The sequence below is a fragment of the Acetatifactor muris genome (assembly GCF_024623325.1).
Classification (GTDB): domain Bacteria; phylum Bacillota; class Clostridia; order Lachnospirales; family Lachnospiraceae; genus Acetatifactor; species Acetatifactor muris.
In genome coordinates this window covers 20,910-31,096 of the sequence record NZ_JANJZD010000046.1, presented here as the reverse complement: position 1 = coordinate 31,096, position 10,187 = coordinate 20,910, and the positions used below count along the sequence as shown (strand labels likewise).

The window sequence follows — 10,187 nt, the reverse complement described above, 5'->3', positions numbered from 1 at the left end:
TTTTCAAGGCATAGTACCCACTATGTCCAATGTTTATGTCCATTTTTCTCAAATTTCTTTTCCTGCACCATATTCAGTTGTCAATTTTCAGTTAGAATCACATTCATTGAGATTCCGAGAAGTTATGCCCGGCCCGTATGATGGGGCAGGGTGTCATTTCATGCGATTTTCTGTTCGCCCCAATGGATGCAGAGTTTCCCGTTCTCATCCCGTTCCTGGCGCATCAGGAGGGAGAGCAGGTCGTAATCCACATCAAACCTGTCATAGATTTCATCCAGGTCCACATCCTGCCCTTTCATAAACAGGTTCAGCTTCTCCTTTGCCAGCACCATCTGCATCAGGTTGGATTCAATACTTCCGGCATAGGTGAGGAAATAAATGTCCTTGTGCTCCGTTGAGGTATACCGGATGAACCGGAAATAGAACTGGCTCATGCCGGAGTTGTTGTAATGCAGTTCCGGTATGATGACTTTGTTGACATAATCAAAATTCACGCTGGAGGGGAGGCTCTGCTGGGTGCAGAGAAGTATTCCGTTTCCACTGTCCTGCAGTGTCTGGCGAAGTGCCCGCCTTTTGGCAAAGCTGGTGTTGGCGCCGGTCACTACAAACAAGGGGCGATTCGGCAGGTATTCCCGCAGCGCTTTTTCATAAGATTCCAACACGGTAACGTGCCGTACTCCGATGGCAATGATCTCATTCTCCCACTCGGCGGCCATCTCAACAGCGGCCATGACCTTTACCGGGGTATCCCCTGTATATTCTTGTACCGTATCCGGGGCGGCGCCGATGCGAAGGAGAAGCACGATCTGCTGGACCAGGCGCATCATGGAATCCTTTCTGGAATTGCCAGTGGAAGAAAAATAGTTATCCCGCATGGCATAAAATTCTTTTATCGCTTTCTGGTAGACTTCCTTTTCTTCCGGAGGGAACTGGAGCAGTACCTGGTGGATCTGCTTGATATCCTTGCAGGAAACCTCTTCAAAGGTCCTTGTGATAACGGTTTTTCCTAAAATATCGCTGAGGATATCCGCGTTGTAGATATCCTGAGTGCGCTTCTCCATGCCGAATACGGTTACTTTTTCCGGCAGGTGTGAGGCGGCAAACAGGGAGTACCCTTTCTTGTAGGCAGGGATGGGCTGGCCAAAATAAGGATTGCGGTCGCAGTCCGGTTCTTCGTCTGCCTCCGATTTCTTGTCATGGTGATAGATATACGGGTTCCAGGAGATCATGTTGATGGAATTGTTGTAGAGCAGTTCCAGCTGCGGGGCAAATTCTGAGATGTTGTTCCTGGTGCTGGTTCCTGTGGTGAGCAGCTTCATCCGGCAGCGGCGGAAACAGGAGAGCACCGCCTGGCTCCTGGCGCTGCCAGGGTTGGAGATTTCATCGCTCTCATCCAGTATAAGTTGGATGTTCTGGTGCAGAAGTTTCATATGCTTCCGTAAATGTTTTTTATAAGCGCTTACTTTGTTCAGTGTCAGCAGTACAAAATCTCCGGGCCGGACATGCTCCAGGTCCGCCAGACGCTTGATGAACACACAGCGCAGGTCATAGTTTGCCAATACCACGTCCCAGTTGTTGCGGATGGAGATGGCAGAGGAAACCACCCAGGTACTGTGTACATTCTGGTTCTGCATCCGGTAAAGCCCTGTTGCAATGCCGGCCAGTGTCTTTCCGCTTCCCTGTTCCCACTGCAGCAGCGCATAGCGTTTCTGGAGGGTAAGGTTGATGTCGTGCCGCTGGATCTCATTCAGGCGGATTTCTTCCATACGGGAGGAATCCCACAGTGAAAAATCTTCCAGCCACTCAGCAATAGCCGGATCTTCATCCATTTCCACATAGGGTATGTTCTGGGCCTCGTATTCTGCCCGTTTCCTGCAAAGCAGCCGTTCATAGCCCGGATAGGACTCCGGGGTGTTTTCAAGAACTGCCTGATACACTGGCACAGGCAGGCGCTTGCTGTCCTTAATCTGCCGGCGTGCGGCTGCACTGTACCCTTTATAGGCAAATTCACCTTTTCTTTTGACCAGCCTGATACAGTCTGTTTCCGGCACAGGATTCTGTTTTTTTAACGCGTGCCGGAGATAGGTAAGTACCTTGTTCTCTGTAAGCTGAACCCGGCACCATTGTTCATAACTCATATCATCTGGCTGACGCTGGGTATAAAAGCGGTGCAGGTACTCGCAACATTTGGCATAGGATGGTCTGGTAAGCGGATGTGCCTTGACATGGTATAAGAGCTTTTGCGTCCGGTATCTGAAATCATTGGATGTATGGCGTGACCTTGCCAGTTCCAGAAGGATTTTTGACTGGTTATTCTCCAGCGCTGATTTGGCAAAGGCCAGTATCTTCTGATAGGTATATTCCGCATCCTTCCTGATATCAAAATCTTTCGGCAGGATGTAGTCGGCCTCTGTCCGGTATGGGTGGGGCTTCCATCCCTGGTCCGCTGTCTTTTTCTGCCAGAACTGCAGTTTAGTAGGGAAACTGCTGACACCCAGACAGGAAAAGGCATTGTCCGGGAACAGGACCTGCCCCAGAAAGCTGAACCTGCTCTCCATCTCCCGGATCTGTCCCTTGTCGGTAAAATCATCTGCCAGAAATGACTGGGGTACGATCAGCGAAAGGATTCCCAATGGTTTCAATACTTCTGCCGCTTTTAGGCAGTAGTACATCTGGGAGGGTATCTCCCTGCCGCTTTTGGTCCACCACTTTAAATGAAAGGGCGGGTTCCCCACTACATAGTCAAACCGTGTCTCCGGCTGGCAGGTGCGGATATCCCGACACTCGACCGTTGCTTCCGGATAAAGGAATTTTGCCACCTTCACGGCTTTTACATCCAGTTCACATCCGTAGATGTTCGCTTCTGTGGGGATAAAGTTAAAAAAACTCCCCATGCCGCAGGTAAGGTCTGCCACAAGGTCATGTTCAGACAATTTCAGGCAGGCTGTTATAAATTCGCACAGGCGGGGAGGCGTAAAGAACTGGCCGTTTTCAATCTCTTTCTTTGCCTCACTGTATGCATGGTAATTCTTGTAGTCCGCCCGATTCAGACCATGAAGGCCGCCATCGCCGGTATAGGCATTATAAATATCCTCCGGGCTGATGGAGCATTCTCTAAAGCGGCCGCTGTCGATCAGGTACAGGACTTTTTCATTTAGTGCTTTTCGTTTATCCTGGGGGATGGATTCCTCCTGATAAGCATATTTCATTCGTATCACCTCGCTAACATATGGTTTTCATATAGTTCTCTATAAACTGGGAGGCACAGGTCTCACTGGTAAATTTCAGATCTACCCGACCATTCTTGAACATCCGCAGGGACTGGATTTTTTTGCAGTCGTTAAACTCATACGGATTGCTAAGGGACTCATATCTGTTAAGAGCCCTTGATAAACTGCCGGGAATAAGATCAAAAGAATCTGTTTCAAAATGGGCGATGCCCCGTAAGATATCCTTTGTCCTGTCAGCTAATGACCATTCTCCCCCGCTGTACCGGTCCCGGAAGCTGCAGGCGTAGCCTGTGAACTGTATGGTATTTTTTTTCTGTTCAAACTGTGGGGTTCCGCTGCTGATAATCCAGGATGCTTGATGGCATTTATTCTTGAGTTCATGGAGCGCCTGTTCAAAAAAGGCCCGTCCACCGGTTTGAAGGAATATCTGTTCGAGGATATCTGTGTAACACAGGGACAGCTTCTCCATGTCCTGCGTATACTTTTGGCACAGTTCTTTATAGTTATCTGGCCATCTGTCTGTTGGCTCCTGGGGAACAAGATTGTGTATGATATCATTGGGGTCTATGGAAAAGTGGTAAGTTTTGCTGAAATAGGATACAATCTGGCATATGAACCGGGGATGCAGGGAGCGAATCTGCTGCCGGATGACATTATCAGAAAGTTTTAACCCGTCATAAGAAACGAGGTATGTTTCTGTAGATGTGCCTGCCGGTGCCAGTAACTCCCTTTGCTGGTTCAGCATATCATCCCAGATAAATCCCAGTTCCGGCAGGGAAGTTCTGGCGCTGTCATAGGCTGCCTGGTGAGCTTCACAGAATATCCGGTCTGATTCTGAAATGCGGGTATCAGCTTTCATTTCAACATTTTCAAATTTGGTGAGTAAATCCATAAAAATCCTCCTTTGTCATAAGAAAAGGCCGTGGTCTGGATAAGCCACGGCCGGAACATGGAGGCAGCCAGCACAGATGCGGCTGCCACAGTTGCTCAGAGTCCATTTACGCACATGCGGCCAGTCTCACAGGGAGCGGACTCATGGCCGCCAGCGGAAAAGGGCTCATAGAAAGGTGATAATGGGTATTCCTGGTTTCAAAATGGATATTGTCTTCGGTCTGCTCGTGCAGGGCTACCACATTGGATGTCCGGTAGACACTTCCCTCAGCCGCAAATACAGCAGGCTTTCCGACAGTGATCGGGAACAGGAGCGTTCCACAGAGCATTACTTTTTTCTTTTCTCCATTATTTTTCTTTTTCATTCTTACTGACCTCCATTCTGTTTCAGAATTAAAATGGGAACGGCTGCGTTATCCATAGCATATCTCCAGGAGCACGCTGCGAACCTCTTCCAGAAGTTCCTGGACACGTTTCATGGTTGTGTTCTGCTGGCGGGCGATATCACGGTCATTGTAGCCGCAGGATTTCAGATGCACGATGTTCATTTGCTGTTTGGATACTCGCTTTGCCAGATCATGCAGGAGCAGCTGTTCTTCCAGCTGGCGCATGAGTGGATTGGGAGAAGCTACAGTTTCTTCTAATGCGTAACCACTTTCATCATAGGGATTGGTGTGTAAGCTTAATATTAAAGCGCTATGTTTTGCAGTTTTTTTAGACCTGTAATAATTTGATACAGCACCGCTCATCAATCTCCACGAAATAGTGGTAAAAGAGTATTGTTTAAGTCTCGGTTCTGTCAAATAACAACGAACAGATCGAAGATAAGCAAAAATAACAACATCATAAAATTCATCTATGGATAACTGTTTTTTCCGAAGAAACTTATAAACCAAATCATGGTGTTCAGCAGCAAAAAGACGCTGCTCAGGGGTTAATGGTACTTCACACTTCATAAAAATTTCCTCCTTAAAATGCGAAAAGGACTCCCCCGGCATTAAACCGGGAGAATCCTTTCATACGTTTCATATGGCATAAAGCCATATCAGTTACATTAAATCAGGCAGGCAGGGCCTCACGTTCTCCATCAAGGGGCTGCCCGTAGTTAAACTTTCCGCTTCCGCCTGCAGGCAGGACTTCCACATTGCTCTTACCATAATCGCAGCCATCGTCATGCTGGGTTTCATTGATGGCAGTGCGCTGCTGGAGCATCATGCGGATCTGCTCTTTAAAACCGTCTGCAAACTTCCGGATCTGTGCCAGCTCCTCACCACTGAAATCGTACAGACGGCGGAAGGTGGCAACACTGTAATCATCCTTTCCGTTGTTCATTTTTTTCAGTCCGATCTGTACTACGCTGCCATAGGTTGCACGGCGGCGGAGCATAAAGGACTGGTTCATGAAGTCGCGGAAAGGTTTCAGGCTGGTGGGTGGCAGTGTCACCTGTAACGGCATGAACTCACCACTGCGGAGCAGGTAGAGTACACGCATATTTTTGCAGGCTTTCCCTTTTCCCTCTGCAGCAGAACCAAACTGGTTTAAAGCGCAGGCTGCACAGGAACCGCCCGGCTCCCCGATCCCCTGTTTTCCGTCTACGGAAGAACAGAGGGGAGTGGCGCTGTCATCATACTCGCTACCCTCCGGCCAGTAAGCGTTGTTGGGATGGTTGAAAAGGATAACCCCTTCCAAAGTTTTCGCATAATCAGGATTTTCCGGATCATCAGAGGGAATCTCAAACTGCAGTGTACCGCCAGCCGGGATCTTGATCCGGGGAAAGCTCATCTGCAGGCCGTCTATATCCTCCGCCAGTTCTTCCTGGGTAAACTCGCCTTCCGGCATGGCTGCCGGGAGCATAAATTTCTGTTCTGCCAAAGCGTTGTTCTGAGTGTTATACATACTGTTTTCCTCCTTAAAATTAAAATGATGTTGTAATCGTGTTAGAGTGGCTGCGTCAGGCGGCCATCTGGTTGATCCGGTTCCACTGGCGGGCCGGCATGGAAAGGATGTTGTAGCCGATACTCTCCAGCTGGGTGGCCCTGTCATAGTTCTCCACATCCTGACTGTGCCGGGTGACTGCATTGGAAAGCCCGTACAGCGTAAGGTCTTTTCCCTCGATCAGATGCTGGAGGATGCCTTCCCCCTCATCGTCTGTGATGTGGAATTCCCGGCTGGCCAGTTTGACGATACCGGGAACATCTTTGGTGTTCATTTCGGCCTGGGAAGCATTCTGCATCAGGCCGACTACCTGGGCAAAACGTGCCTCTTCCACGGCGGCCCTGACGGTATCCTGGATCTTCAGGATAAAGGCTTTGTCATCCGCAGCCAGAGTCTTTTCTGAGTAGAGCTGGAAGTTATCTTCCATGTCATTGACCCGGCCCACATGGTTGCGGCGTGTCTGTGCGTCATTGACGATCATGCCGTTGCTGCATACCAGGCGGTACACAAGGGGCTGGATACTGACTGCCCCCATGCCGGTCTCACTGTTGGAGATGATGACGCCGGCCTGTACGATGTCTCCCGGAACAACCTCCGCTTCGAGGCGGGGATTCACCACTTTCATATACATCCGGCTGTCCGTGATCTGGCAGCTTTCAAACCTGGCGCCCTCCATCTGTCCTATAATGGGAAGGACGGCGGTGGCGATCTCCATGTTGTCGATCCGCCGGTAACGGTTGCTTAAGAATGCCCTTGCGGTGCCTCCCATGGTACGCAGAAGCCGTTTGGACGGGGAATGCTGAAGCCAGGCGTTCACATTTGCGGCCAGAAGTTCCGGCTTTTCCGTGAGCATCCGGTCATAATAAGGCGCAGGGATCTTTAAATGGGTCCCAAACTGCCGGTGGGCAATGGTGTTGACCTGCATGGGTTCCACCGGTTCGGTGTTCCCGTCAAACATATGAAGATAGATCTGGGAGTCATAAGGCTCCATCTGCAGGCTCCGGGTATCGACCAGATAATCCTCCTTCATGCTGTTCTGCCGTGTGATCTCAGCGGCCATTTCATTCAGGGTAAGACCTTCTTTCATTCGTGTTCAACTCCTTTCTTGTTGTGTGTGGGATTACCAGGAGATCTGGATGCCCTTTGCCGTGACCTCAGCCGCCAGGCCGTTGCGTTCAAAAACCTGCTGAAGCCGGGGCCAGTACGTCTTTTCCGGAAAGCCGGCAAGGTGTTCTTTTGCCACCTCCTCCGTGTCCTCCTCGACGCAGATATCGCCGTCTTCGTGGATCGTGAGACGGCTGTGGCCGCGGGAATTCAAGTCTGCCACAAGAGCCTCCAGGACTTTCCGGCCCTGGACCTCATACCAGATCTGAGGGTCTACCGGCTGCTTGTTGGGCGGGACGGTATCTTCCGGTTCGCCGCCTCCGGCTTCCGAGAGAGGAACGATCTTTAACATGTTACAGGTGATGCCGGCGCTCTGGTCCATGCATACATCAGCATGGTCAAAATCCGGGATCCCATAAAGGCGGATGCGCCCGGTTCCTCCTGCCAGAGCCAGTTTTTCAGGGTTCTTTTCGCACCACTCCCAGCGCACGTCAGGATAAACCGCCCGAAGATAGGCGGAGATCCGGTGGTTGACATGACGGAGCAGGAGCAGTTCCGTTTCCGGGGCCTCCATAGTTGGAATCCCCATAGGCTGGGAGGGGGCGGTCCCTTCCGCCAGACGTTTCTTTACAAGCTGTTCACGCATCCTGCGGCGTTTCGCCTGCTGCATGTACGGCCGTAAAAGCACTGTTACAACCCACAGCCCCCAGAGGGTGAATACCCCGATCAGGGACCATGTCTGCCAGGGCCCCCTTATGAGTGCCAGTATAGCGATGACTGCACCGATCAGGATGCTGATGCTGCCCCAAAGGGCTTTGTCACTCTTCATTTTTAACCTTCCTTTCTTTGCTGTTGTTGAAAGTAACCTGCATGCACAAAAAAAGAGGAACCATGCCGGCATTTCAGGTTCATTCTGAAAAACCGACAGGGTTCCTCTTTTAGCGCCGGAACGGGATTCATTCCGGCAGAGACTCACGTTCCCCGTCAAGTACCTCCACAGAGGGAGGGGCGGCGGCCGCTGTCTCAGGGTCATCTGGAAAATCAGTGGAGCTTTCTTTGGGGATGCGGCCCGGAAGAAATCCGAAATTGGAAAGATAGACCTTCAGGATTTTTGTCCGTTCCTTTCCGTGTTCCACGGTACAGTCTACCAGCTGCTGTGTGCCGGTGATCCACAGCCGGCTGTCCTTTTTGACGCCAAGCCGGATCAGGCGGGATACTTCATCCTCCCATGCCCATACCTGGTAATACTGGAACTGCCCTTTGCCTATCTGCTCGGTAAAACCGAAACAGACATAGGTGGAATCCTTCTGGCTCTTTTTGGGGGCCAGGTCATTCTCCACACGTCCAAATGCAAAAATCTGTGCCATAACACTCCTTTCTGCCACTGGCCTTGTTATCTATAAAAAAAGTGCCAGTGGGAACCCGGCCCAAACGGGCGCAGTAATACCACTGACACTTGTATACAAACTTAACAGCGTGTGCAATGCGATGTCTTCACCGCCGTACAGACAAACCTGCCTGCAATCCTGAAAGGATACGCACAAAAATCAATTACAAAGTAAGTATAACACTATATCTGGTGGATGTCAAGTTCATAAATACTATATATAGAATTTTGGAGTGGCAAAATACAATATCTTGTAGCCGGATGCCCAGGAGACTGCACACAGGGCTTCCTATCTATAAACAGGGATCAGGCTGCCTTTATTCTGCAGTACCCTGATTTTTTATTCCCGCGGGCAACGAGCCAAGTGACTGCTTGCAGGCATTTGGCGACTGCCGCGAGGGTCAAAGGCTCCGCTCGTTGGAGTGTTCCAAGTTTGATGATTCGTTGCTTGCGGCGGAGTCTTTGACTTCGAGCAGGTTTCCGGGCAGGCTGGAATCGTAGCCCAAAAACAGATCCGTGGAGAGGGAGGCATCCAGGTATTCGCTGCCCAGGGATGGGCGGGAGGATTTCCGGAAGTAAAAGCAGTAACACCCGCCCGGTTTTATCTTCACCTGTTTTCCCAAAAGCAGGATGATGGCGGCTCCCTGGCTGTCGGTAAGCTCTATTTTGCGATACCTGCGTAAGGGCAGAGAGGAAACGGCGGTACAGATCCCCGTGATGGTTTCATAATCCCCATGCAGGAGCACGACCAGGAGCCCGGCGCTGCGGAACAGACAGCCGCCGAAGATGATGCCGCTTAAAACCAGCAAAAGCCGGTCATGGGAGAGGAAAAATACAATGGCAGCGATGAAAAGGCTGCCGATCCCCATAAACAGGATCAGAAAAACTTTCAGCCGGAGGGTAAAAGGGGCGTTCAACCATTGTTCCATGTGATATCATATCCTTTCAAAAATAATCTGCTGGCGCAGGTACAGGTTTGCGACTGCAAGCGTAACGGCCTTGCTTTTGGGGGAGAGGCGCATCATGCAGCTGATGTTGTCGCTGGTAGTGTCCGCATCGTCATAGAGCCCTTCCAGGATGCTTTCCTCTGTAGGGAGGGCGCGGATATCTTTTTCCATGCACCGGATCAGTTCTGCGGTGGAGAGCAGGGCCTGCTTTGCAAGGGCCATGACCTGTTTTTCGTTTTCGGTACGCTGGTCATGGCGGAAGAGTTTTCTGGCAGAGGAAAACGGCACATGGTTTACAAGGGTCAGCTTCAGGAAAGACAGGACCCTTAGAAAGCTGGAGCCGTCCGTGGGGATGATGTACATGGAAGAGAGCAGGTCATAAAGGGCATCATATTCCGTTTCCCCTTTCCCACAGATCAGCAGGCCCCGTGTCAGGAGCCGCTCCACGCAGTCCTTCCAGGAGCGGTTTACGATATCCTTCTGTACCGGTAAAGTCGCCGTGTAGAGGCGCCCGATTTCTTCCATACGGGCGATACGCCAGTTCAGGCAGCTCCAGATGATCATTTCCTGCATATCGACCATATATTCTTTTCCCCCAAGGACGATAACAGGGCAGTAGCGCCGGCATCCGTTTGTCCTGCGCTCAAAGCGGCCGACAGCGGTGTAAAGTGTTTTCAGCATCATAAAAAATCC

General features: G+C 50.7%; 10 protein-coding genes. All 10 read right to left on the bottom strand.

The features are described from left to right. Positions 1-158: 158 nt before the first annotated feature. The 10 genes from NSB25_RS25760 to NSB25_RS25715 all read right to left on the bottom strand — a co-directional run bounded on the left by NSB25_RS25760 (position 159) and on the right by NSB25_RS25715 (position 10,178). Complete coding sequence (locus tag NSB25_RS25760; RefSeq protein ID WP_103242154.1) at positions 159-3,209, bottom strand: SNF2-related protein; 3,051 nt, start codon at positions 3,207-3,209, stop codon at positions 159-161. A 13-nt stretch (positions 3,210-3,222) separates the two neighbouring features. Then, the gene (locus tag NSB25_RS25755) at positions 3,223-4,122 is read right to left on the bottom strand and encodes a hypothetical protein (protein ID WP_103242153.1); all 900 of its coding nucleotides are present in this window, start codon (positions 4,120-4,122) and stop codon (positions 3,223-3,225) included. 106 nt (positions 4,123-4,228) lie between these two features. After that, entirely contained in the window at positions 4,229-4,486 is a 258-nt protein-coding gene (locus NSB25_RS25750; protein ID WP_103242152.1) for a hypothetical protein, read from the bottom strand. Positions 4,487-4,534: 48 nt separating this feature from the next. Continuing rightward, positions 4,535-5,077: a sigma-70 RNA polymerase sigma factor region 4 domain-containing protein gene (locus tag NSB25_RS25745; RefSeq protein ID WP_103242158.1), complete on the bottom strand. Its 543-nt coding sequence runs from the start codon at positions 5,075-5,077 to the stop codon at positions 4,535-4,537. A 103-nt stretch (positions 5,078-5,180) separates the two neighbouring features. Then, a complete protein-coding gene (locus NSB25_RS25740) occupies positions 5,181-6,017 on the bottom strand; it encodes a hypothetical protein (RefSeq protein WP_103242151.1) in 837 nt (278 codons plus the stop codon). Between the two features lie 55 nt (positions 6,018-6,072). Further along, the gene (locus NSB25_RS25735) at positions 6,073-7,143 is read right to left on the bottom strand and encodes a DUF932 domain-containing protein (RefSeq protein WP_103242150.1); all 1,071 of its coding nucleotides are present in this window, start codon (positions 7,141-7,143) and stop codon (positions 6,073-6,075) included. A gap of 33 nt (positions 7,144-7,176) precedes the next feature. Further along, positions 7,177-7,989: a hypothetical protein gene (locus tag NSB25_RS25730; protein ID WP_103242149.1), complete on the bottom strand. Its 813-nt coding sequence runs from the start codon at positions 7,987-7,989 to the stop codon at positions 7,177-7,179. Between the two features lie 127 nt (positions 7,990-8,116). Further along, positions 8,117-8,527: a single-stranded DNA-binding protein gene (locus tag NSB25_RS25725; protein ID WP_103242148.1), complete on the bottom strand. Its 411-nt coding sequence runs from the start codon at positions 8,525-8,527 to the stop codon at positions 8,117-8,119. Between the two features lie 421 nt (positions 8,528-8,948). Continuing rightward, positions 8,949-9,476, bottom strand: coding sequence for a hypothetical protein (locus NSB25_RS25720; RefSeq protein ID WP_103242147.1), 528 nt, complete (start codon positions 9,474-9,476; stop codon positions 8,949-8,951). 6 nt (positions 9,477-9,482) lie between these two features. Further along, on the bottom strand, positions 9,483-10,178 hold the full coding sequence (locus tag NSB25_RS25715; protein ID WP_103242146.1) for a hypothetical protein: 696 nt from the start codon (positions 10,176-10,178) through the stop codon (positions 9,483-9,485). Positions 10,179-10,187 lie beyond the last annotated feature (9 nt).

Coding starts and splice junctions, on each gene's coding strand:
- NSB25_RS25760 (WP_103242154.1), bottom strand. CDS start 3,209: ATGAAATATGCTTATCAGGAGGAATCCATCCCCCAGGATAAACGAAAA.
- NSB25_RS25720 (WP_103242147.1), bottom strand. CDS start 9,476: ATGGAACAATGGTTGAACGCCCCTTTTACCCTCCGGCTGAAAGTTTTT.
- NSB25_RS25730 (WP_103242149.1), bottom strand. CDS start 7,989: ATGAAGAGTGACAAAGCCCTTTGGGGCAGCATCAGCATCCTGATCGGT.
- NSB25_RS25745 (WP_103242158.1), bottom strand. CDS start 5,077: ATGAAGTGTGAAGTACCATTAACCCCTGAGCAGCGTCTTTTTGCTGCT.
- NSB25_RS25755 (WP_103242153.1), bottom strand. CDS start 4,122: ATGGATTTACTCACCAAATTTGAAAATGTTGAAATGAAAGCTGATACC.
- NSB25_RS25740 (WP_103242151.1), bottom strand. CDS start 6,017: ATGTATAACACTCAGAACAACGCTTTGGCAGAACAGAAATTTATGCTC.
- NSB25_RS25715 (WP_103242146.1), bottom strand. CDS start 10,178: ATGATGCTGAAAACACTTTACACCGCTGTCGGCCGCTTTGAGCGCAGG.
- NSB25_RS25750 (WP_103242152.1), bottom strand. CDS start 4,486: ATGAAAAAGAAAAATAATGGAGAAAAGAAAAAAGTAATGCTCTGTGGA.
- NSB25_RS25725 (WP_103242148.1), bottom strand. CDS start 8,527: ATGGCACAGATTTTTGCATTTGGACGTGTGGAGAATGACCTGGCCCCC.
- NSB25_RS25735 (WP_103242150.1), bottom strand. CDS start 7,143: ATGAAAGAAGGTCTTACCCTGAATGAAATGGCCGCTGAGATCACACGG.